The organism is Streptomyces sp. NPDC018019, from assembly GCF_044327805.1.
Taxonomy (GTDB): domain Bacteria; phylum Actinomycetota; class Actinomycetes; order Streptomycetales; family Streptomycetaceae; genus Streptomyces.
In genome coordinates this window covers 51698-74241 of record NZ_JBIRGD010000022.1, presented here as the reverse complement: position 1 = coordinate 74241, position 22544 = coordinate 51698, and the positions used below count along the sequence as shown (strand labels likewise).

General features: G+C 70.4%; 18 protein-coding genes and 1 pseudogene. 5 read left to right on the top strand and 14 right to left on the bottom strand.

What is annotated here, in order from left to right; all coding sequences use genetic code 11:
- Positions 1–255: 255 nt before the first annotated feature.
- From ACH4FX_RS30525 to ACH4FX_RS30510, 4 genes are all read right to left on the bottom strand, one after another.
- The gene (locus tag ACH4FX_RS30525; RefSeq protein ID WP_398484358.1) at positions 256–1200 is read right to left on the bottom strand and encodes a Gfo/Idh/MocA family protein; all 945 of its coding nucleotides are present in this window, start codon (positions 1198–1200) and stop codon (positions 256–258) included.
- Positions 1201–1276: 76 nt separating this feature from the next.
- A complete protein-coding gene (locus ACH4FX_RS30520) occupies positions 1277–1681 on the bottom strand; it encodes a VOC family protein (protein ID WP_398484356.1) in 405 nt (134 codons plus the stop codon).
- A 116-nt stretch (positions 1682–1797) separates the two neighbouring features.
- A complete protein-coding gene (locus ACH4FX_RS30515) occupies positions 1798–2619 on the bottom strand; it encodes a VOC family protein (RefSeq protein ID WP_398484354.1) in 822 nt (273 codons plus the stop codon).
- Positions 2620–2750: 131 nt separating this feature from the next.
- On the bottom strand, positions 2751–4262 hold the full coding sequence (locus ACH4FX_RS30510; protein ID WP_398484352.1) for an MFS transporter: 1512 nt from the start codon (positions 4260–4262) through the stop codon (positions 2751–2753).
- Positions 4263–4324: 62 nt separating this feature from the next.
- Here ACH4FX_RS30510 and ACH4FX_RS30505 point away from each other — a divergent pair, with 62 nt between their 5' ends.
- The gene (locus ACH4FX_RS30505; protein WP_398484350.1) at positions 4325–5311 is read left to right on the top strand and encodes a helix-turn-helix transcriptional regulator; all 987 of its coding nucleotides are present in this window, start codon (positions 4325–4327) and stop codon (positions 5309–5311) included.
- Positions 5312–5605: 294 nt separating this feature from the next.
- Here ACH4FX_RS30505 and ACH4FX_RS30500 read toward each other — a convergent pair whose 3' ends face one another.
- Complete coding sequence (locus tag ACH4FX_RS30500; protein ID WP_398484348.1) at positions 5606–7087, bottom strand: MFS transporter; 1482 nt, start codon at positions 7085–7087, stop codon at positions 5606–5608.
- Positions 7088–7547: 460 nt separating this feature from the next.
- Complete coding sequence (locus tag ACH4FX_RS30495; RefSeq protein WP_398484346.1) at positions 7548–7931, bottom strand: hypothetical protein; 384 nt, start codon at positions 7929–7931, stop codon at positions 7548–7550.
- A gap of 9 nt (positions 7932–7940) precedes the next feature.
- On the opposite strand from ACH4FX_RS30495, the gene ACH4FX_RS30490 reads away from it, so the two are divergent.
- Positions 7941–8417 carry a Mu transposase domain-containing protein gene (locus tag ACH4FX_RS30490; protein ID WP_398484344.1) on the top strand — a complete coding sequence of 159 codons (477 nt, stop codon included), beginning with the start codon at positions 7941–7943 and terminating at the stop codon, positions 8415–8417.
- A gap of 640 nt (positions 8418–9057) precedes the next feature.
- The gene (locus ACH4FX_RS30485; protein ID WP_398484342.1) at positions 9058–9456 is read left to right on the top strand and encodes a DUF6193 family natural product biosynthesis protein; all 399 of its coding nucleotides are present in this window, start codon (positions 9058–9060) and stop codon (positions 9454–9456) included.
- 373 nt (positions 9457–9829) lie between these two features.
- Here the strand turns inward: ACH4FX_RS30485 and ACH4FX_RS30480 are convergent, their stop codons facing one another.
- The 5 genes from ACH4FX_RS30480 to ACH4FX_RS30460 all read right to left on the bottom strand — a co-directional run bounded on the left by ACH4FX_RS30480 (position 9830) and on the right by ACH4FX_RS30460 (position 16059).
- Positions 9830–10330 (bottom strand): flavin reductase, encoded by a 501-nt coding sequence (locus ACH4FX_RS30480; RefSeq protein WP_398484340.1) that lies wholly within the window; start codon positions 10328–10330, stop codon positions 9830–9832.
- Between the two features lie 134 nt (positions 10331–10464).
- A complete protein-coding gene (locus ACH4FX_RS30475; RefSeq protein WP_398484338.1) occupies positions 10465–11643 on the bottom strand; it encodes an acyl-CoA dehydrogenase family protein in 1179 nt (392 codons plus the stop codon).
- Between the two features lie 160 nt (positions 11644–11803).
- Complete coding sequence (locus tag ACH4FX_RS30470; RefSeq protein WP_398484336.1) at positions 11804–13156, bottom strand: PucR family transcriptional regulator; 1353 nt, start codon at positions 13154–13156, stop codon at positions 11804–11806.
- Positions 13157–14555: 1399 nt separating this feature from the next.
- Positions 14556–15464: an NmrA family NAD(P)-binding protein gene (locus tag ACH4FX_RS30465; protein WP_398484334.1), complete on the bottom strand. Its 909-nt coding sequence runs from the start codon at positions 15462–15464 to the stop codon at positions 14556–14558.
- 64 nt (positions 15465–15528) lie between these two features.
- A complete protein-coding gene (locus ACH4FX_RS30460) occupies positions 15529–16059 on the bottom strand; it encodes a VOC family protein (protein ID WP_398484332.1) in 531 nt (176 codons plus the stop codon).
- Between the two features lie 504 nt (positions 16060–16563).
- Here ACH4FX_RS30460 and ACH4FX_RS30455 point away from each other — a divergent pair.
- The gene (locus tag ACH4FX_RS30455) at positions 16564–17439 is read left to right on the top strand and encodes an IS5 family transposase (protein WP_398484330.1); all 876 of its coding nucleotides are present in this window, start codon (positions 16564–16566) and stop codon (positions 17437–17439) included.
- Between the two features lie 146 nt (positions 17440–17585).
- Positions 17586–18917: a lanthionine synthetase LanC family protein gene (locus ACH4FX_RS30450; protein WP_398484328.1), complete on the top strand. Its 1332-nt coding sequence runs from the start codon at positions 17586–17588 to the stop codon at positions 18915–18917.
- A gap of 13 nt (positions 18918–18930) precedes the next feature.
- Here the strand turns inward: ACH4FX_RS30450 and ACH4FX_RS30445 are convergent.
- The 3 genes and pseudogenes from ACH4FX_RS30445 to ACH4FX_RS30435 form a co-directional block, all read right to left on the bottom strand.
- Positions 18931–19324 (bottom strand): annotated as a pseudogene (locus ACH4FX_RS30445) (hypothetical protein).
- Between the two features lie 691 nt (positions 19325–20015).
- On the bottom strand, positions 20016–20948 hold the full coding sequence (locus ACH4FX_RS30440) for an oxidoreductase (protein WP_398484326.1): 933 nt from the start codon (positions 20946–20948) through the stop codon (positions 20016–20018).
- Positions 20945–22384 (bottom strand): cytochrome P450, encoded by a 1440-nt coding sequence (locus ACH4FX_RS30435; protein ID WP_398484324.1) that lies wholly within the window; start codon positions 22382–22384, stop codon positions 20945–20947. Before ACH4FX_RS30435 ends, ACH4FX_RS30440 begins: the two co-directional genes overlap by 4 nt.
- Positions 22385–22544: the final 160 nt, after the last annotated feature.

The window sequence follows — 22544 nt, the reverse complement described above, 5'->3', positions numbered from 1 at the left end:
TCCAGGTGCCGGTGGCCGGCCTCCAGCGCGTGGAGGACGGCGCGGTAGGCGTCCTCGCCCTTGAGCTGCCAGGTGCCGGACCCCGGTAGAGGCATGCACGTCCTGCCCGGCAGCGTGGTCGTGGGGATCGCGGGGGTTTCCATCGAACAGGCGGCTTCCAGAACTCGGTGGTGCATCGGGTAGGCCGTACGAGCCCGGTCCCCGGGGCCGGGGGGACTGCCGCAGCGGTCCTCCCCCGGCCCGGCTAGCGGTGGTTCAGCGGGCGCCGTTGACCTTCTGGTCGAGGTCGAGGGTGAGCTTCAGAGCGTCGAGCACGCTGTCCGGGGCGATCCGGTTCTCGGCCTTGCCTGCAAGGACGTCCATGACGTGGCTGATCATGGCGGTGTACTGGTCGGCGGGCGGCAGGTCGAGTTCGCGGGCGCCGTCGGCGGTGTAGGCAGTGAGCGTGCCGGTCGGCTTGCCGTCGAAGCCCATCGCGGACGAGGCGTCCAGCACGCCCTGTTCGAAGGCGGCGGTGAATCCGCCGCGAGCTCCCCACGCCTTGGGCATCAGGGAGGAGATGGAGCTGCGGGCCGCCGCGCCGTCGAAGCGGAAGGTCGCGTCGATCGCGCCCGAGTCCTCGTCGCGCGCCACAGTGGATACGGTGAGGTCCTTCGGCAGGCCGAGGGTACGGGTGATGATGTCCATGTCGCTGTGCAGCGCCTCCAGCGGCAGCACCTTCAGGCCGAGCGAGGCGCCCGGCCACAGGTGCGCGGTCAGGTTCCACAAGGTCAGCTGCTCCAGCCGCCCGTAGATGTTCTCGCGTACCGCGTCGAACAGGGCCTGGTTCGCGGGGATGAACCGCTCGAACATGTCCACGAACACATGCTTCTGGCTGCGCGCGGCGGCCTCGGCGACCCGCTTCGCATCCTCCAGGTTGTCGGCCAGCGGGAGTTCGACCAGCGTGTGCTTGCCCGCCTCCAGCGCGCGCAGGACGTACTGGGCGTGGAGCCGGCTCGGCAGGCAGATGTCCACCAGGTCGAAGGAGTCGTCCTCGAAGGCGGCGTCCATGTCGGTTGAGGAGGCGAAGCCGAACCGGCCCGCCACCTTGGCGGTATTCTCCGCGTCGCGGCCGAACATCACCACGTCCACGTCGCCACGGGCGGCGTAGACGGCGGCGTGCGCCTGTCCGAAACCGGTCCCCAACAGCGCGATCTTCATCAGTAGTCCCTTTCGGATGACAGCGAGGTGGTCAAGCCCGCAGGCGCGGGCCGGGAGAAGTTGTCGTTGGTTGCGTTCAGGAGGGCTGGGCCTGGCTGATGCACACCGGCTGGCCGGAGGGGTCCAGCAGGACCGTCCAGTGCTCCCCGCCGGGCTGGAAGTCGGGTTTGTTCGCCCCGAGTTCCAGCAGCCGCTTCTCGGCGGCGGCCACGTCGGGGAACGCCAGGTCCATGTGGAAGGGCAGGTCCTGCCCCGGCCAGTCGGGCGCGGTGAAGGAGGCGGAGGTGGAGAAGATGTAGGCCGTGTTGCCGACGGTGACGGGGTAGGCGACATCGTTGCCGTGCTCGTCGGGGTAGGGCTGTCCGACGTCGCTGCCCAGCGCTGCGGCGTAGAACTCGGCGAGCCGGCGCCCGTCATCGGCCCAGATCGCGTACGAGATCACCGAACCGTTGAGCGTCTCGGCGGAATGGGTGGTGCTCATGGCGGAGGGGATTCCTTTCCTTGTCCCGGCGGCCCGGCATGTCGGGGCCGCGGATCGTGCAGGTGGCACCAGTCGGGCAGGGCGGCGCGGGGCGCTTGCCCAGTCCGCCCGGAGGGTCAGGCGCCGGCGGGCGGGGAGAACAGCCCGAAGCGTCGTCCGTGGGGGTCGCGGATGCGGGCGCGTACCGGGGCACCCGGCACGGAGGACGGTGGCTGCTCCACCGTCGCGCCTTTCTCGCGTGCCGCGTGGGCGGCGGTGGCCGCGTCGGTGACCAGGAAGGCGGGCATCATGTGCTCGGCCGCGCCGAACTGGCCGCTGTAGTCCCACAGCAGGCCGGAGGGGTGCTCGGCGCCGGGCCCGTAGACGGTCTGGCAGGGCACACCGCCGATCGTCCCGGCTTCCTCGAAGCGCCAGCCGAAGCCGTCGGTGTAGAAGGCGGTGGTGGTCTTCGGGTCGGTGGTGCCGATCTCGAAACCGGCCATCGCCCCCGGCGGCGGGGTGAAGGCGGCCTGCGCCATGTACTCCTCCGTGCCGGCGATCCGCTCCTCGAACCGCTGCGAGGTGGACTGGGAGAACAGGGAGAACAGGTTGCCGCGCGGATCCGCCAGGCGGGCGAAGACGGTCACGTCCGCCACCTGGGTGGCCGGCACCACGACCGTGGCGCCGAGCGCAGTGAGCTTGTCCACGTCCGCGGGGACGTCGGCGGACAGGATGGAGAGGTTGATCACCTCGTCGTCGGTGTCGCCCTGCTGGATCGCGCCCATCGGCCAGGGTGCGCCGGGGGCGAGAATGCGGGTGTAGGTGCGGCCGTCGACGGAGGAGTCGGGGTCGACTTCGAAGCTCCAGCCCAGCAGCGGGCCGTAGAAGCCGGTGACCGTTTCGGGGTCGGTGGTGCCGATCTCGAACCAGACGGCCTGGCCGGGCGACAGCAAACTCATCAGAAATCAGTCCTTTCCTCACTCCCCCTGGCGAGAGGTGGAGGGTGTGCGGGGCCGTCGGTGTGCTTCGAGCCTGGCGGGCCCCCGGTGGCCCGGCCCCGCGACAGGGCCACTCGGGTGATACGCCTGCGTCAGGCAGCGGGGACCGGCTCCTGCCGCTCCTCCGCCTGCTGCTGCGTACCGGCGGCGGCCGGCTTCTTGCCCGCGAGGCGGGGCACGGCGAACAGGAGCACGAAGGCCGCGGCGAACACGCCGGCGACGTACCACAGGGAGCCGGCGAAGGCGTTCGGCATGCGCTGTGCCTGGTCGGCGGGGGTGCCGTGGCCGAGGCGGTCGAAGAAGACCACCGAGGACAGGGCGACGCCGACGGCCTGGCCCAGCTGGGTGGTGGTGTTGGTCAGCCCCGACGCCGAGCCGGCGTGCTCGTGGGGCACCTCGGAGAGGATCAGGTCCGTGAGCGGGGCGACGATCAGGCCCATGCCCAGGCCCATGGGGATCAGCGGCACGATGGCCTGCCACTGCGCGATGTCCGCGCCGTAGTGCCGGGCCCAGTACAGGAACAGGATCATGCCGGCGGTGGCCAGCAACGCGCCGGCCTGGAGGACGGCGCGGCCGAAGCGGGGCACCAGCACCTGCATCGACAGCCCGGCCCCGGCCATCATCGCCGCCGACAGCGGCAGCCCTGAGAGGCCGGCCTTCAGCGGCGACCAGCCCAGCCCGAGCTGGAGGTAGAGGGTCCAGGCCAGGAAGAACACCCCGGCGGCCAGGCCGAACATCAGCTGCACACCCTGGCCGCCGGCGAAACTGCGCCGGGAGAACAGCGCGAGCACCACCAGCGGCGAGCCGCCGCGCCGTGTCAGACGCCGCTCCCAGGCGACGAAGACGGCCAGCAGCGGCACCGAGGCGGCCATCGACACGTACGTCCAGGTGGGCCAGCCCAGCTCACGCCCCTGCGTGAGCGGCAGCACCAGCGCCAGCAGACCCGCCGCCGCCAGGACCACCCCGACGATGTCGAGGCGCGCGGCGCGCTCGGCCTTCGACTCGCTGATCACCAGCGCGCCGGCGATCAGTCCGGCGACGCCCAGGGGGATGTTGACCAGGAAGATCGGTCGCCAGCCCCAGCCCATCATGTCGCCTTCGACGATCAGCGCGCCGATCAGCGGGCCGGTTACGGTGCCCAGCGCCATGACTGCGCCGTAGATGCCGAAGACCTTGCCGCGCTCCCGCTCGGGGAAGGTGACGTGGATGATGGACAGCACCTGCGGCACCATCAGCGCGGCCATCGCGCCCTGCGCGATGCGCCCGCCGAGCAGCAGCTCGGGGCTGTGGGAGATGCCGCAGACCAGCGAGGTGAGCGTGAAGCCCGCCACGCCGAGCAGAAAGATGCGCTTGCGGCCGAACAGGTCTCCCAGCCGTCCGCCGGTGATCAGTCCGAGCGCGAACGCCAGCGCGAAGCCGCCGGTGATCCACTGAAGCTGGGACGTCGAGGCGCCGACCTCGCCTTCGATGCTGGGCAGGGCCATGTTCACGACGGTGACGTCGACCGCGTCCATGAACGAGGCGATCAGCACCACGGCCAACGCCGCCCACCGGCGTGGATCAGCCCCATTCAAGGCGTTCTGGGGGGTTTTGTTCTGAGACATGCCCTTCACGTTAGAGGCCTTTTAGGACAAACTATGTCCGTAAAGGCGGGCATTCTGGATGCATGACGAGTGACCTTCCCGCCCGGATGCTCCGGCTGCTGTCCCTGCTGCAGACCCGCCGCGAGTGGTCGGGCACCGAACTCGCCGACCGGCTCGGTGTCACCGGCCGCACCGTCCGCCGCGACATCGACCGCCTGCGCGAGCTGGGCTACCCCGTCGAGGGCACCACCGGCCACGCCGGCGGCTACCGGCTCGCGTCCGGCACGGCCATGCCGCCCCTCCTCCTCGACGACGACGAAGCCACCGCCACCGCCGTGGCCCTGCGCACCGCCGCCGGCCACCTCACCGGCATGGAAGAAACCGCACTGCGCGCCCTGGCCAAACTCGAACAAGTCCTGCCCGCCCGGCTGCGCACCCAGGTCGCCGCCCTGCAGCAGACCACCGCCGCCATCGACTGGGAAAGCCGCGGCCCGCGCATCGACCCCGGACTGCTCGCCACCCTCGCGACCGCCTGCCGCGACCACGAAACCGTCACCTTCGACTACATCACCCGCGGCGCCACCACCGCGGCCCCCCGACGCGTCGAACCCCACCACCTCGTCTCCTCCGGCGGCGCCTGGTACCTCCTCGCCCACGACACCGGCAAAGACGACTGGCGCATCTACCGCCTCGACCGGATCACCCACCCCGCCCCCACCCGCCACCACTTCACACCCCGCACCGTCCCCGGCGACGACCCGGCCGCCTACGTCGCTACCAAGATCGCCACCGCACCCGCCCGGTACCGCGCCGTCGCCACCGTCCACGCGCCCGCCGAGACCGTCCGCCGCCGTACCGGGGCCCTGCCCGACCGCGTCAAGCCCCTCGACGAAAACTCCTGCACCGTCGATTGCTCCGGCAACTACCTGCCCGGCATCGCCCAGACCCTCGCCGCCCTCGACGCCGACTACACCCTCGACGCCGACCCCCAGGTCACCGCCTACCTGCGCCGGACGGCCGAACGGCTCCACCGCTCGGCCACCGGTCAGGGGCATACCTCAGAGACGTGAAGGTCACCAACCTGCTCGCCGGAGAGCACACGCGAGCCGCGAACATGACGTTGAGGCGACGGGCGTACCGCCCCACCGCATGCACCGCTCACCGCACGAGCAGGAGACCACGGCATCTCCGCCCACGTGCACTCACCGGCGATGCCAGGCGCGTCCCGCCGCCACGCTGTGATGCCACCCGCGGCAGTCGGCTCGGACGCGCCGCCCGGAGGCCAGGCGTGGCTGCATGAGGTGCTACGGGAAAAGGATGAGGCAGCGGCACCGGGCCGGGTGCCGCCGCCGTGGGGAACTCGTCTACCCAGCCTGGTTGTCGGCCTGCTTGGGCAGGCAGAACAGCAGCGCCCACAGCAGGGCGAGGAGGCTGCCGACCCACCACAGGACGGTGATGAACGCGTCGCGGTTGAGCGCGGCCTCGGGTGAGCCGCCGGTGGTCGCGAAGAACACCAGCGCGGTCAGCGCGGTACCGAGGGCGATGCCCAGGTGCATGACGGTGTTGAACAGGCCCGAGGCCGATCCGGCGTCCTCGTGCGGGACCTTGGCCAGCGACAGGTCGGCGAGCGGGCCGCCGACCATGCCGAGGCCGAACCCGATCAGTACCACCGGAGCGGTCATCGCCAGCAGGCTCAGGTCCGCCTGGCCTGCTTCGATCTGGAGCCCGTAGGCGGCCATCGAGGCGAGCGTGACGAGAGCTCCGGCCTGCGGCAAGCGGCGGGCGAAACGCCCGCCGCTCCTCGCCACGACCGTCGCACCGCCCAGCTCTCCGACGGAGAGCAGCACGAAGGCCAGGGCCGCGTGGAAGGGGCTCATGCCCAGTCCGTGCTGGAGGTAGAGCGTCCAGGTCATGAAGAACAGCCCGCACAGCAGGCCGTGCATCAGCTGCGCGGCCATGCCGCCGGAGAACTGCCGGCTCCGGAAGAGGGACAAGGCCACGAGCGGGGCGTTGTTCTGCTTGCGCTTCTGGTGGCGCAGGAAGACGCCGAGGACGAGCAGGCCCGCGGCGAGCAGGGCGAAGCACCACAGCGGCCAGTGATGCAGGTGCCCCTCGGTGAGGGGGAAGACGATCAGGACGATGGCCAGCGCGGACAGGAGCATGCCGGTCAGGTCGAGCCGGTCGGCCTTCCCCGCGGTCGACTCGGGGATGAACCTGCGCCCCAGGAGGATCACGGCGAGGCCGACGGGCACGTTGACCAGGAAGATCGGCCGCCAGGACAGACCGAGCAGGTCCGACTCGGTCAGCAGACCGCCCATCACCGGGCCGAGAACATTGGCGAGCGACATGACGGCCCCGTACAGGCCGAACACCTTGCTGCGGTTCTGCCCCTCGAAGGTGACGTGGAGGGTGGCCAGGATCTGCGGGATCATCACGGCCACTCCCACGCCCTGGAGCGCGCGGGCGGCGATCAGCACGCCCGGCCCGGCAGCGAGGCCGCACAGCAGTGAGGCCGTGGTGAACACGACGGTGCCGATGAGCAGGATCCTGCGCCGGCCGTAGAGGTCGCCGAGGCGTCCGCCGGTGATCAGACCGACGGCGACGGGCAGGGAATAGCCGGTGGTCAGCCACTGCACCGTGTCCGGTCCGGCGCCGGTCGACTCCTGGATCGCGGGCAGGGCGGTCAGGACGACCGACTGGTCGATCATGTCCATCAGCTCGGCGCCCAGCAGCACCAAGAGGGCGATCCAGGCCGCCAGGCCCATCTTCGAAAGCCCCGGTGTGGGCTGGGTCGGGGGCTGGGTGGTGGTGTGCTTCGGCTCGTTGTCGAGCGCGGAGGAAGACACGACGGAAAACTCCTGATCCAAAGAGATCGGGGAGCCCTGCCGACAGCCGCACCGGGACCGGAAACCACGAAACCCGGGGCAGACGGCAGAGCTGCACCCGGGAAAGAAAACTGCGGGAAGGGTGACGCAACTCAGGCCAGCGCGACGTCCACCCCCGGACACGTGCGACACAACAGCACGCGGGGAATGCGGACGACTACACGGCCTGGTTAATAGGTCAACACCTCAAGATCGATACAGAAGAAACAGGAAATCCGGTCGCTGCCACCGAACCTCGGCGCAGGAACTCATCCACGCTACGACATCCCGGGCTTTCGATGCAAAGCAGATGGTGGGCTCGCCCCTGTCGGTCCGGCCGGCAGAAGGTCAGCCCCTCCACTGTCAGAAACGAATCATGTGTGAGAACGCGGCCCGCGCCCGCGCACGGCGTTGCCAGCGGACACCGGCAGGCCCCAGCCGCTCATCCGCGTCGGCCGGTCCCGCAGCTACGAGCACGTGACCTGCGGGCTCGCGTGCCCGGTGTGGGGCCAGAGCGTCGACCGTGCGCCGCCCGGCGTTGCGGCTCAGCCCCGACGCCGGGCGGCCGGATCTGGGAGGCGACGTGCCGGGCGACCGGGTCCACGCCAGGTCCTCGATGTCCTCGGGAGGCGAGCGGGTTGGCCAGCAGCCGGGTGTTCTCCTCGAAGATCTCTTCGCCCCGGCGGTAGGAAAGCCGGGCACGACCGGTCTCCGGGCACACGTCGAGCGTCGGCATTCCGGCCGGGGCCTTGCGGTCGGTCAGGAACAGCGGGCCGCGGGTGCGGCGGGCGATGAGGCGGGGCTCGCCGACCGAGCTGAACGCCATGGCCGATCAGTGGGACCTGGAAACGAGGTCCGCCGCCTGCGGGCGAAGACCCGCACGATCGGCGAGTCCTTCGCCCAGGAACAGCCACTGCTGCGGCCACTGCCCCACGAAGTGTTCGAGACCGGTCGGTGGTTCACTCCGCGGGTCAACCGCTTCGGCCAGGTCACCGTCCGCTGCAACTCCTACTCGGTACCGGTCCGTTTCATCGGCCGACAGCTGCGGGTGCTGCTGCACGCCAACGACCTGGCCGTCTATGACGGCCGCAGCGTGGTCGCCCACCACGAACGGCTCAGCGGCCGGGGTGAGTCCCGCCTGGTCCTGGACCACTTCCTGGAAGCTACCCTGCGCAAGCCGGGTGCCTTTCTGGAGCGACCGCCCTTCGAACAGGCGAAAGCAGCAGGCAAGTTCATGCCCGTCCATGAAGCCTGGTGGACCGCGACCCGTGCCGCCCACGGCGAGGCGGCCGGCACCAGAGCTCTGATCTAGGTGCTGCTGGGCCGCCACTTGGAACTCGAACACGTCGTCGCCGGACTCGCCGCGGTCCACCGGGCCGGCGCGCTTACGGGCTTGGGGGAATTAGTGATCGTCCTGGCCGGGCCGTGACATGGGAGACTTTCCTGTAGTCCGCGGCTGGCTGGGAACGCTCCCGGTCAGCCCGGTCGCCGGGGCGAGGAGGGCGCATGGGCGGGAACGATCCGCACATCCATGTTGAGTCGAAGGTGGTCCACGGCGATTTGGTCGGCCGTGACATGAGGCGGGCCGCACGGGTTGGGTGAGTTGCGAAGCTGACCTGGGCCCGTGCGGCCTGTTCCCATCCTGCCCTGTCCGGTGTCTCTCGTGCACACTTCGGCGAGTTGTTCGCCGAGCTCGCCGGACCGTGGGAAGTGACCCGGCAGTCCGCGCTGAGGGCCGCGCGCGGCGGAGAGCGCAAGCGGGCAGAGGGTGCCGGGCCCAAGCCGAAGCTGGTCTTCTTCGACCGCCTGCTTCTCACTGGGCTGCGCCCTCCCGGGGCCCGGCGGGCCTCGATGTGGCGCACTGCTCCGCCACGCTTACGCTGCGGTCGCGCGGAAGGGAGTTTTTGCCCTCACCACAGCCGCTCGGCCGGGCCGCAGGAGAGAATCCGAACATGACGACGAACGCCTCGGGCGCAGACAAGGTGGAAGCGGCATGGCAGAAGCTGTTCGCCTCCGACCAGGTGAGCGCTGAGTTGGTCGCGGAGGCGCACGCCGAGCCACAGCTACGGCAGCTCTTCCCCTGGATCGGTATGTGGGAGCTGCACTTCAGTCGCTGTACTGAGCTGCGTTGGACGTGGGACGTGCCCTACATCGGCCCGACGGCGGCTGGCCCGGGCCACGCCGGACCGTACTACGTCGAGGGACCTTCGCGGACTCAGAAGATCGGTAAAGCTGATACAGCGCAGGAGGCCGTCGCAATGGTCGTTGAGCGTCTGCCGGCCAACTGCGGTCCCGCGTTCAACGGCACGTCCGAGGAACTCGAGGCGTATGAGAGCAGGCGAAAACTGTGATCGTTTGGCCGTCTCAGTTGCGTAGGCGGTCCTGACGGCCTCGGCCGACCAGCGCTCGGCAGCTGAAGGGCTGATCACGAGCGGGTGCTGGAGAACGCTTGGAGAAATTGTTGTGCCGATGTCGAGCAGGGCCGCGCATCGTCCCGCTTCGGAGGGACGTCCGATGCCGCGGAGTCGGCGGGTGTCGAGGAGGTGGAGGACCAGGTCGACCATGGGCGGCTGGGTCCTCGGTGGGGTCTTGTCGAGGCGGGGTGAGTGGAGGAGGGAGGAAACTGAGCGGGGACCAGGGCCACGCCCCGCCATCGGGGGCGTCCGTGCGCGGGAGGCTGGGACCAGCCGGCCACCCGCGCCGCCGCTCCAGGCGCCTACACGCCTACGCGCCCAACCGGTGGAAGTCGCGGTTGTGGTAGACGAGCCCGTCGCCGCTGCCGTTGCCTCGTACGTGGATCTTTTCGACACCGATGAAGAGGACGCTGTGGGAACCCATCGGCGTTTGCTGACGCAGTACGCCGGTCATCGTCACCGGCGCGTCGCGCAGCACGGGTACCTGTGCGGTCGGCGTCCAGATGTCCCAGGTGAAGCGTTCCTCCATCGTCACCTTCGTGGCTCCGGAGAAGTGCCGCGCCAGCTCCGTCTGGTCGCCGCCGAGGACGTTCAGCGCGACCCGGCCGTTGCGTACGAAGACATCGTGCATGGCGCTGCTCCGGTTGACGCACGCCAGGACCGTCGGCGGGGTGTCCGTGACCGAGCAGACGGCGCTCAGTGTGATCCCGCAGCGGCCGCCCGGCCCGTCGGTCGTGAGGATGCTGACCGCCGCCGCCACACGCGCCATGGCGTCCCGGAATTCGGCTCGGCCCGCTGTGCTCGTCGTCATCTTCGATTTCCGCTCCTGTCCTGCTCGTTCGTGTTCCGACGCGTCAGGTTTCGCGACCGGTTGGTGTGCCGCTTGTTCGATGCGCGGCGTCGTCTGGGTCATCTGTGCCAGATGTGTCAGGCTGATCGGACGTGTCAGATGTTCGTGGCGATGGGCTCGTCGATTCCGATCAGCGCACGCCCGTATGCCTCGCGGGCCAGTTGCGTGTTGAGGAAGCCGTGTCGGCTCGCCGTCTCCAGGTCGCGCCAGGCGCGCTGCAGCGGATTGGCCTGAGCGAAACCGCTCGCGCCGTGAATGTCGAGCAGCCGGGCCATCGCCTGGCGGCAGTTCTCCACCGCCGTGGTGACGTCCATACGGGCGCGGGCCCGCTCCACCAGGCTCATCGCGGTGCCCGACGCGACCGCGGCGTCGATCGCGTCGGTCGCACGCCGAGTGTGCAGCCGGGCCGTGTCCAGGTGCTGGGTCGCCTCGGCCAGCCAGAGCTGCGTCACCACCGCCTCCGGGGCGGACGGGTACCGGCTGTAGACGACCTTCTTCTTCGCCGCCAGCGTCTCGTGGACCAGGTCCAGCGCCCCGTGCGCGGCACCGAGCAGCGGGCCCGCCATCATGACCGATCCGCCGATCCCGCTCAGGATCGTCTGCTGCGCGGTCCTTTCGCCCGTGGGGGTCATGACCCGTTCGGCCGGGACGAAGACGTCCGAGGCCACGATGGTGTGGCTGCCGCTGCCCCCCATGCCGGCGACCCACCAGTCCTCGTCGATGGTCAGGTCACTCATCGGAACGGTGAGGCCATGAACGGTCCGGCCGCCGTCCGTGGCGGTGCCCGTGGCCAGCACCATTGCCCATCGGCTGTGTGCGCAGCCCGAGGCGTACCCCCACCGGCCGGTCAGCCGGACCCCGCCGTCGACCGGCTCCACCTGGCCGGCGGTGGGATTCAGCGAACCGCACAGCCATGCGTCCGGGCCCGCGCCGTACAGGGCGGCGTTGATGGCGGGGCTCTTCGGGGAGACCGCTATCTGTCCGCTGACTCCCACCACCCACGCGGAGGAGGCGCATCCGCGGCCCAGTTCGGCCGCCACCGCGGTGAGGGTCCCGATGCCGTGGCCGTAGCCGCCGTATTCGACCGGCACGCACAGCCGCGCGAGCCCCGCCTCGGTGATCGCGGCGAGGCTCGCCTCGCTCAGGCTCCGCCGTTCCTCGGTCTCGGCGGCGTGCTTCCTGAGCAGCGGTACGAGCGCGGCGGCGCGTTCCACCAGCTCCTCGCGTGTGGGGACCGTGCCGTACTCGTGGTGGGTAGCAGTCGTCATCGTCATGCTCGCTTCCTCGGTGTCCGGGTCCGGGGCCGCGCCCCGGTGGAAGAAGCGAGTCAAGCCGAGCGGCGCGGTGCCCCTCTTGTGACCGCGACCAGAGATCAGTGCGGCCTTTGTGATGGCGCTCAGAGCTCAGCCCGGCCTTCGTGGCGGTGAGCAGGAGTCAGTCCGGCCTCGGTGCCGGCGTTCCGAACACCTCGACGAAGGTGAGGGCCGCGTGCACGGCCAGCCGGTCCTCCTTCACCGAGCGCCGGCGCAGCTGCTCGGCCTTCTTGACCCGGTACAGCACGGTGTTCTTGGCGATGTGCAGCCGCTCGGCGACAGCGGAGACGGCACGGTCCTCATCGAGATAGACCCTCAGTGTGGTCCGTAGCTCCGCCATCGCCGGTTCGTCGGCCGCGAGCGGTCCCAGCACCCGGGTGACGAACTCCCCGGCCGCGTCCGGACGAGCGTTCAGGAGTATCGGCAGCTCCAGTCGCGCGTAGTCGTATAGGGGCCCAGGAGAATGCCCGGCTCTTCCGGCCCGTTCAGCCGCCAGCGCCTGTTGGTGGGAGCGGCGAAAGCCCGCGAGAGCTGTCCCCGGGCGGCCCAGTGCGATCCGCAGGTGAGGCGGGAGGCGCCAGTTCCGGGATGGGGAATCCCTGTCGGAGTCCGGCTCGGGCAACCCACCGACCCGGCCGCCCCATGCCCACAACTTGGCCGTGCCGGTCGGTATCAGCAGGATGGAGGAGCATCCGGCGGACTTCAGCAGCCGTGTCGCGGCGTCGGCGAGATCGTCGGCTCCGTTGGCCGGATCGGCGTCGTCGGTCGAATCGGCGTCGGACCAGGCGATGAGCGCGAGGTGGTGCACGGTGAGGTCGTAGGACAACCGGGACACGGCGCGGTCCCGGCCCACGTCTTTGCCCGCGAGGATGTCCCGCACCATTTCCTGCCGGGCCGCCGCGGCGCCGGCGAGCCAGCGGTCCCGCACGACCGTGAACTCCTGCGCCATCAGGGCGCTGAGCGCGGCCATCCCCTCGAACAGGTCCGCGGACATGCGCCGCATGCCCTCGGCCTGGCTCTCCGCGGGCAGCTCGGCTCGGCACCAGTCGAAGAGTCTCCCGAGGAAGTCCGCGTGGAAGAGTTGGACGCCCTGCAGTCCCACGTCCACCGACACCCCCCTCGGCACGGCCTCCTTGACCAGAACGGAGATCTCACCGCGCAGGGCGGTGGGCAGGGTGTGGTCGCCCGTCAGGGAGACGACGGCCGACAACGCCAGGGCCTCGTAAAAGCGTTGCGGGCGAAAGTGGATGTAACGGACGTCGGAGAGGCCGCCGTTGTTCCGTCGGGCGGTCATGGCCCGGCCTGCCTCTACCGCCCAGCCCGCCGCGGCCCGGCCGACCCGGGCGACCGCCTCGGCGACCAGTATGGGATCGGAGACGGCCGAGCCGATCACCGTCTCGTCCTCGGGCCGCAGCCTCCCCAGCCACGAGCCCTCCGGCCCCGGGCTCCCCGTCAGGCTCCCCGCCGTGCTCATGAGGCACCACGTCGGCACCCGAAACGCCCGTCGCCCATCTGCTCCCCGCTCTCCGTATCCACGTAAGCCGTCCCGCCCTTCGGCGCGTTCACGGTACTTCGGCCCGAGGGCTTGCCCGCACACAGGCACAAAGCAGTCACCGGCGACAACCGGGCCGACGGCCGACAGCGAGCAAGCCGCCGACAAGCGGCCGCACCGGGCCGCGCCCCACCTGCCCCCGTCCCATCCCGGCCTATGCGGAGAGCCCCCTCGGTAGCGGGGCACCTGGCGGTAGGTCCGGGTAGAGCTGGTGTGAACGACCAGACCGGCGGGCTGAAACCAGCCCGTCCCGGGTCCCTTCGCGATGCCGTCCCTCGACGGCAGCGTCCGACGCGGGCAGCGACAAGCAGGCCAAGAAATCGTTCACGCCCAATGCGGTCTCCAAGGGTCACCGCGGGAGCGCCGCCTACCGCCTCCCGGCTCGCCTGGCAGCACGCTGCCCTGGCGAGCGAGGGACTGCCGGGCCGCGTCACTGCTGGCCGCGTATCGGGGTTTCGCTCCGCGCTGGGTCACGGGTCCGGGCGGCCGCGTCGTCCGGTGTGGTCAAGGCATGGTCGGCGACGTCGATCCGCAGACTGCTCCTGGGCCTGTCCCGGTAGGGTCCCCGGGTGTTCCCAGGTATCAGCACTCCGTCGACGAAGCCCTTCGCGGGTATGAGACCGCCGGCAGCCTCGTACGCGGAGTCGGCTGGGCGACGGCGCTGCACATGCGCTTTGCCCGAACCGCCACCGAAGTCGAGTGCGTCCTGGAGTCGGAGATCGGGTACGCGGCGACCGGGGCGGCGCATCTGGCGTCCAGCGTGCTGCGCCTGGGGATGGTGGCCGGCGGTCGGAGCGTCCGGAAGCCCTTCAGCGGGGCCGTGCCAGCCAAGGAGATGTATCAGGCGGCGAAGAAGCTGCCGCTGAGGTCCGCTCCGCTTTGGACCATGAGGTCCGTCAGGAGCTCGCCCGCGCTGGGCATCGCGTGTAGCCGCTCGCACTGCTCAGAGCGCCGTTGGCGCCCGCGATCCACCAGCGATCGGGTCCGGCGAAGCCGGCGGTGTAGAAGACCTGGTCGGCGGCCGGGGCCCGGCGGCCGGGCTGGGGAACGGGGGGGGACTGACGGGAGTAGTCGGACAGGGCGCGAGTGGCGATGTAGGCGTCCTCCCGCAGAGGTGCGGTGAGGATTTCAGCGACGGTGTCGTGGGCGGCCTTCGGGCCGGTTCTTCGACGCGGCCTCCTTGCGGATCGCCGCCTCGGCGATCCGCCGGGCCTGGGACTGCTTGTCCTTCGTCCCCATCGGCTTGCACACCTTCGCACGCTGACGCTCCGCGGTGCGGCCCGGACCTGTGAGCAGGCGGCCGCGCTGTTCATCGGACCGCCTATGCCGCCGTGAGGTGTGCGCGCGCCCAGTCGGTGAACGGGGTCAGCGGGATGCCCAACGCCCGGGCGTACTCGGGGCGGGCCGGCTGGCCGACGAGGTTGTTCCACTCGTGTCCGGCTCCCCAGCCCGGCATGCCCGCCGCGAGTGCTTGCTCAAGGTTCATCGTCGGGGCGGCCACCGCAACACCCCACACCTCCGTGAGGACCTGCGCGATCTGCTGCATGGTGAGCCGGTCGCCCGCCAGTTCCAGCTCGACCTCGTGGAAGCGGTCCGGATTTTCGATGGCGTGGGCGGCTGACGCGCCGATGTCTTCGCCCGCGACCAGGGCCAGCTCCGTGTCCGGCTTCACGATGGTCGCCAGACCGCCTCCGGGCCCGTGGGGCGTGAGTGCGTGGAGGTTCTCCATGAAGAACGCGGGCTTGATCACGGTCCAGCGCGGGAAGCCCGCACGGCGTACCGTGTCCAGGATCGCCTGCTTCGTCTCGAAGTACGGCTGCATGGACGTCCAGCGGCCTTCGGCCCAGCCGGGAGCCGTCGTGTGTGCGCCGACCCCGCTGGTGGAGGACTGCACGAACTGGCCCACGCCCGCCCGCCGGGCCGCCTCGATCAGGTTGGTGGCCTGCGCGAGCTCCGCGGCGAAGTCGAAGCCTTCGCCCGTGGACGGCGGCCTCTGCACCGAGAACACCGCACGGACCCCCTGAACGGCACGGTCCAGCGAGCCCGGGTCGGTCAGATCACCGGTGACCAGTTCGGCCCCCAGGGCCTGGATGGCTTGCGCTGCGTCCCCGCGCGGGTCACGGACCAGTGCCCGGACGGGCCTCCGGGCGGCGAGCAGGGCCCGGACGGTCGCGCCGCCCTGGTGCCCCGTGCCGCCGGACACCAGAACAGGAGCGGGGGTTACAGGCATCGCCGGATCTCCTCGTACGTCTGCGGCGGCTCGAAGCGGGTTGGCGCGACTGTCCGCGTCAGTGTCAGCGCCAGTGGTTGTTGCTGGTGTGGTCTCCGCCGAGCCAGCGGGCGAGATCGGCGTGCGCCGTCGCGCGCCGCTCGGTGTCGATCTTCTCCGCGTCGGGGTGATCGACGGTGAACTCGAGCATCAGCCCGTTGGGGTCCGTGATGTACAGCGAGACACAGAATCCGTGGTCCGTCACGAAGGTGTCCGGCTCCGCGTAGCCGGCCTCGCCGATGCGTTCCCGCATGGCCCTTTGGGTCTCCTGCCCGACCTTGAAGGCGATGTGACGAAAGGGGGTGAAGGTGACGTCGGTCTTGAATTTCTTCTGGTCGTCGGGGTCGGCGAACTGGAAGAAGGCCAGGGCGCCGCCGTCGGCCAGTCCGTAGAAGGTGTGGCAGTAGGCGCGCTCGGCACCGGATATCACGGCGCTCTCGGTCCATGTGGCCACCAAGGGCAGGCCGAGCACATCCTCGTAGAAGCGCCGGTTGGCTTCCTGGTCGTCGGTCAGCCACGCGTGGTGGTGGAGGCGAAGAGGGAGGGCTTGGCTCATGCCGGATCATCTCCTCTGATGAGACGGGCATCAGGCCGGCGGCCAGGCGGCTGCCGGCTCCCTACCCAGGATGCCTCAATCCCGTTTAACCTTAAACTATTTTCCGCCATGGCCCGCCCCCCCCCGGCCAGCGCCGGCCTTCTACCGGACGACCTGCGAGAGCGGGGAACCGAACGGCGAGCACCGACCGGGATACTGCCCCTTCCCGTACCCCCCATCCACACCCTGGCGGGCCACCTGACCTGGCAATACCCTCGGACGAGCAACAAGCGCCGGCAGCGCACCGATGTGTCCGCATCTGCATGCACGCCGACTGCCACCGCCAACCTCACACAGGCGACGACCGACAGACCGCCTCGATCTGCCAACCTGCGAAGTCCAGAGTGTGCTTGCCAGGTGCGCTACGAGGCGCAGGCACTGTTCCAAGGGGGCCGGGGCCGAACAATGGGCTCCGGCTAGGCCGTGTATCGAAAGTGGATCTTGGTCTGTGAATGATCACAGTTCATGGGGCGGGGTGATCTCACGGACGAGCAGTGGGCGGTGTTGGAGCCGTTGCTACCGAAGGGTATGAGGGCGGGGCAGCCGCCCGTCTGGTCCCGGCGGCAGTTGATCGACGGCATACGCTTCCGAGTTCGGACCGGGGTTCCGTGGCGGGACGTCCCCGTAGAGTACGGACCGTGGGGCCGGGTCTACGACCTTTTCCGCAGGTGGCAGCGGAGCGGAACCTGGCAGCAGATCCTTACCCGGCTCCAGTCCCTGGCCGACGCGAAGGGTGCGATCACGTGGGACCTGAGCGTCGACTCCACGGTCTGCCGCGCCCACCAGCACGCGGCCGGAGCCCGAAGGCAGGGTGGCCTGCAGAAGGAACCACCGGGCGGTGTCTTCGCCGAGCCCGGAGACCACGGACTGGGACGCTCACGCGGCGGGTTCACCACCAAGCTGCATCTCGCCGTCGAACAGGGCCAAAAGCCCATGTCGATCGTGATCACGGCCGGGCAACGCGGGGACTCGCCGCAGTTCGAACCCGTACTGGAGAAAGTCCGCGTGCCCCGCATAGGGCCGGGCCGGCCACGTGTCCGTCCCCGTCGGGTCCGCGCCGACAAGGCGTACGCCTCCCGCAGAAACCGCGCTTACCTGCGGCGCCGCGGAATCCGCTGCACCATCCCCGACAAGGCCGACCAGGCACGCAACCGCCAGAAGCCCGGCTCCCGCGGCGGCCGACCACCACGTTTCGACCCGGCCGACTACCGCAGGCGCCACGCGGTCGAGTGCGGGATCAACCGCCTCAAGAGGCACCGCGCCGTCGCCACGCGCTACGACAAGCTGGCGGTCCGCTACGAGGCGACCGTCCTGATCGCTGCTATCAACGAGTGGCTGTGATCGGCACCCGTCGAGCGACGGCCTCGAAGCAGGGCTGCGTGACCTGAAGGCGGCCGCGGAAGCCGGTACCCAGGACCGCCGGAACCGACAGACCGGCGACATCCCGCCGAACGGGCTGCTCATCCGGGGGGTTGTAGCGTGACCAGATGAGGAGCGAGGTATATCGGGACGTGGGCGAGGCCGCCTGGTCGTGGGTGCTGGACAACGTGCGCGAGGCCGAGGGCCCATGGCTCGTGCAGGCGGTGGTGGAGGGCGGTCCGGAAACCGTGTCGCCGCCACAGGACCGCGATTCGCTGTACGCGGGGATCGCCGGCTTGGCCCCGGTGCTGGCCGAGATCGCGCAGTACCGCGAGCTGAGCGCGCGGGAAGCGGCACTGGCGACCGGCATCGTGACCAGGCTGTCGGCACAGGCCGGGCAGCGAACGGAACCCTCGCTGTACGACGGCCTCGCAGGCGACGCGACGGCGCTCAGACTGCTCGCCCCGGGCGAGGAAGCGGTGGCACTGCGGCGGCTGGCCACCCTGGCGACCGGCGACGGATGGAAGACCACCCTCGATTTCGAACCGGGCTCCGACGCGCCCCTCACCGACGTCGTCATGGGGACCGCGGGCGTCGTGATGACGGCGGTCTGGGCGAAGAGCGAGTTCGCAGAGGCGATCGCGACGACGGGAGGCGAGGCGCTGCTGCGGGCGGCGGACCGTACGGAAGCGGGCCTCGACTGGGGCATGACGCCGGGGAGGCCGTCGAGGGCACCGAACTACTCGCACGGAACCGCCGGCATCGCGGCCGCACTGGCGGTCGCGGGCACCGCCCTGGACCGTCAGGACTTCATCGAGGCCGCGGTGGAAGGCGCCCGGCACGTCCTCTCGGTGGGGTCCTTGGAGGACGCCGGTTTCGTCGTCCCGCACACGATCCCGCCGTCGAAACGGGAGGTGGAACCGGTGACGTACACGTGGTGCCACGGCCCGGCGGGCACCTCGCACCTGTTCACCGCACTGGCGCACGCAGGGGTCGCCGAGGTGGCGGGCCATGACGTCGACGAACTGCGGCACCGCTGTATGACCTCGATCCTTACCTCGGGCCTGCCGCAACGCCTCCGTCCCGGCTTCTGGGACAACGACGGCCGCTGCTGCGGAACGGCAGGCGTCGGAGACGTCCTGCTGGACGCCGCCCAGGACTGCCGGGCGCCGCAGCGGAGGCAGACCCTGCTGCGGGCCGCGCACCGGATGGGCGATGCGCTGGTCGACCGGGTCATCAGGGGTGATGCGGGCGCCCGTTGGCGCTTTCTGGAACATCGCGATGACCCGCCGCTGCTGCCGCCCCAGACGACGTGGATGCAGGGCGCGGCAGGCATCGCGGCCTACCTTCTGCGCCTCGCCCGGTACGGCAAGAGCGGCCCCGACGCCCCGGTCGTGGACCGCCCGGACCAGTGGTGGGCCGTGCCGGCGCACCTGCGGAGTACTCGCACGGACTCATGAGCGAGTGGTGGCCTCATTCGAGACAAGTAATCCATAACGATCTCGGCCCAGGCCTTGTGCGATGCGTGGGCCGCCCTAGGCCAAGAGCGGAACGGTGCAGGACCGGGTCGAGTTCAGGGGCGACCGCTGTCGAGCGGAAGGCGCCGATGCAGGCCACGGAAGGCAGCACCTCAACGGGGCCGAAGGCGCCGGCAGCCTGGTCCGGTTACTCGTGGGAGGGGGGAACCGCATGGACCGGCGTGGAGGGGAACGCACGTTCAGCCTGCCGCTGGAGACTCCTGACCTTCATGTCATTGACGGGCTTGCACCGGGTAGCCCTCCAGCATCCCTCCGTAGGTCGAAGACATTCGCAGCTCGGTGAGTTCGATCGAACGTCCAGACGAGAGGGCTATGTGGCTCAGTGACATGCCGACACCCTATGTGCAAGATTCACTTCCGATACACGGCCAGAGGAACGCCCCCGACAGAGGAGCGAAGCAAGGCCGCCCGAACAACGTGCAGCCCTCGTCGACCTCGGACACGACCGGGCCGGATGTCGGTGGCGTGACATAGGTGTTGCTGGTGGTGGCCAGACGCCGGTGACGACCCGCCCGCTCCCACCTCAAGGCCGCTGCCCGCACACGTCGCCGCCCCGTATGCTCCCGCGATCGCCTGTCCGAGGGCTGGTCGGGCACCTCCCACGGTGGTGCGCTGAACCGTGCACAGGCCGGAAAAAGGGGGCGCGGGGTCTGGCTGAGGAGGCCGCGCCGCCCGGCCAAGACCGCCACCGGTGAGGCCGAGCGGCCCCGAAACGGCGGGAACAAGCCACCGCGGCCCCGCGCACTCCCCTGCCCGGGGAGGGCGGGGACCGTCAAGGCAGCGGGGCCGGGCGGGAGCCGGCTGTCAGGGATGTGCGGCCCGGGCCTCGCCGTGATGGGGTGGGTGGCCGGCGGTGTGACGTCAATGTCGCCGTAGGGCGGGTTCGGTGTGCGTCAGGGAGTTCGGCGCCGATCAGGCACTGCCGCGCTGGGGTACCGCCTGGGAGGACTGGGCGAAGAGGCCGGAGTGGACCCGCCGCAGCCGGTTCAGGCCCGCGCGGCCGTTCGAACGGTGTTCAGTTCACGGTGAGGTGAAGTCGTAGTGAACCCCGGTGAGGTCTTCCGACGCCGTCCACAAGAGTCCGGCAGTCGTGTCGTTGCTTGTACGACGGGCGCGGAAGGAGGGTGCGGGGGCGCCCCACAGCCCTGCCCGGGGGCCGATGTAGGAGTCCGGTGCCATGTCGGGTGCAGTGGCCGCGTACAGCGTGGGAAGGGCCCCGCAGTACGCGGACTGGGCGAAGAGGCGGTTGGAGAACGTCATCAACCGCTCGGCGGCCCTGCGTCCGTCCATCCGCGCACCCGCGGTCTGGAGGTTGGTCGCCGCGTAGCCGGCGTGCGCGGCCACGGCGGTCACCTGGGAGCCGGCCCGCGTCAGGCGGCGGGACAGTTCGTGGGTGAACAGCAGGTTGGCGCTCTTCGAGCGAGCGTAGGAGACCCAGGGGCGGTACCGGCGCTCGCTGTTGAGGTCACCCAGATCCACGTCGGCCAGCAGGTGGAAGGCGCTGGAGACGGTGACGACACGTGCCCCCGGGGCGGCGAGGAGGGTCGGCAGGAGCAGGCCGGTCAGCGCGAAGTGACCGAGGTGGTTGGTGGCGAACTGTGTCTCGAAGCCGTCCGGGGTACGGCGGCGCGGGAGCGCCATGACGCCGGCGTTGTTGATGAGCAGGTCCAAGGGGCGCCGGCCGTCTTCGCACAGACCGGACGCGAAGGCGCGCACCGACTTCTGGTCGGCCAGATCCAGCAACCGGACCTCGGCGCGTGCGGTGGGCACCTCGGCGCGCAGCCGACCGAGCGCCTGACCGCCGCGCGCCGCGTTGCGGCAGGCCAGTACGACATGCGCGCCCCGGCGGGCGAGTTCGCGTGCGGTGACGTATCCGATGCCGCTGTTGGCGCCGGTCACGACCGCCGAGCGTCCCGACTGGTCGGGAATGTCTCCGAGTCCCCAGCCCGTCATGGCCGTTGCTCCTCCTTCGGCCCATTGGGCGGGCGCGGTACCGTGCCGCTCCGCGGCGGTGGGGGCGCGCCGGTGGCCGGGTGGCGTGGTGTGGCCGTCATCCACAGGCCCTTCACGGTCAACGGAGCGTGTGCGGCGATCCGCACACGCGTCGCCGGTGCCGGCCGCAGCCGCCAGTCACGGGCGAGTGCGGCGAGCAGGATGACGGCCTCCGCCATGCCGAAGTTGTCACCGAGGCATTTGCGGCTGCCGGCTCCGAAGGGGATGAAGGCGTCCCGGGCCTCCTGTTTGAGGGCGCCCGGTTCCCAGCGGTCCGGGGCGAAGCGCTCCGGGTCGGGGAAGAGCACGGGGTCGTGGTGGAACAGGTACGGGCTGATCACCAGGTCCGTACCGGGGCGGAGGCGCCGCCCGCCCAGGTCGACCGGCCGCTGCGCCCGGCGGTCCAGGGCCCACACGGGCGGGTACATGCGCAGGATCTCCGTGACGGTGCGCATCGTGTGGGGCAGCCTGGGGATGTCGCCGGCGACGATGGCGCGGTCTGCCAGTACGTCGTCCACCTCGGCGTGCACCCGGCGTTCGGCCCGGGGCGCGTGGGCGAGGTGGTGGCAGGCCAGCCCGACGACGGTCGCCGCGTTCTCCGACCCGGCCAGGAGCAGGGACATCACCTGGTCCCGCAACTGGGCGTCGGTGAAGCCCGGTTCGCCCTCGCGTCCGCCCGAGCGCATGAAGGCGGGGAGGAAGCCGTGGGCGTCCGTGGCCGTGCCGCTGTGTTCGCGCGCCTGTTTGACGATGTCCTCGGCGGTCTCCCAGGCCAGTGCCAGGGCCCGCTGGAACCGGCGGTTGTGCGGGAGGGGAAGGCGGTGCGCGGCGCCGATCGGTACCGCGATGCGTGCGTAGACGCCGGCGAAGACGGTGTCGAGCAGCGTCAGGAACCGCTCGACCTGCGTGGTCCGCGCGGTGGGGAAGATGGAGCGGATGAGGATGCGGATGGTGGCCCGGCGGGCCTGGGCCTTGATGTCGGCCGTGCCCGTGCCGCGCAGCGCGTCGCTCAGCCGCTGCGCCTCCTCGCTCATGATGGGCGCGTAGCCGTCGATGGCCGGACGGGTGAAGGCCGGTTGCATACGGCGGCGGTCGCGCAGGTGGGCCGGTCTCTCCACGGTGAACAGACCGTTTCCGGAGATCGGACGGAGGTGCTCGAAAATCACACCGCCTTTTTCGAAGTGGTGCGCCTGGTCGATGAGCACCTCGTGTGCGAGATCCGCACGGCATACCAATACGGCGGGCCTGGGGCCGACCCGGATCTTCACCAGGTCGCCATTGCGACGGCATTCGCTCAGGAAAGCAAAAGGTTCTCGCAGTAATCTGCCGGAGTGTCCGAGCAGAGGTAAGGCGCCGCCGGCGGTCACCCATCTCGCCTCCGGGACGGAATTTCGCATGGCGTCACCTTCTTGAAGGCGGTACGTCGCGCTCTCGAAGGCCCGTCCTCGCGAGCCGCGGACCGGCACAGGACCGGCCGACGGTGCACGGCACGTGGCCGCCAAGGCCGGCCTTCGCCACTGTGCAGGCAGGGATACGAACTGTCAACAAGGCGGCCCG